Raw genomic sequence first — 364 nt, 5'->3', positions numbered from 1 at the left:
CTGGCAAATCCTCGGTGATCAGGAACGGCTTCACCCGCTCGGTCACAGCACATCCTCCAGCAGGAAGCCGAGCACCGCATCCAGCCCGATATTCGGCACCCCATAATGCCCGCCATCCGGCAGCCGCACCGGCTCGAATTGCGGCAGGGCCAGGAACGGATGCGCCCAGAACTCGGCATCCGGCGGCCGGTCCGGCACCTCGCCCGGATAGGACACCGCCGCCCGCTCCTGCCCCAGCACCCGCCCGCGCACCGCGGAGACCGGCCGCCCTTCCAGCCGCAGCACGAAATCCTCGGTGCAGCGCACGGAGGCCAAGGCGAAATGCGCCGTCGCCACCCCGCCCCCCGGCACCGGCGTCAGCGAT

At 70.9% G+C, this 364-nt stretch carries 1 protein-coding gene; it reads right to left on the bottom strand.

The features are described from left to right. Positions 1–42: 42 nt before the first annotated feature. Positions 43–364, bottom strand: a 322-nt coding sequence (locus tag R5H29_RS08175) for a YcjX family protein (RefSeq protein ID WP_332329047.1), incomplete at its 5' end; no start/stop codon positions are given.

It is taken from the genome of Stenotrophomonas sp. A3_2 (assembly GCF_036624925.1).
Classification (GTDB): domain Bacteria; phylum Pseudomonadota; class Gammaproteobacteria; order Xanthomonadales; family Xanthomonadaceae; genus Stenotrophomonas; species Stenotrophomonas hibiscicola.
This window is presented reverse-complemented; position numbering and strand designations above follow the sequence as displayed.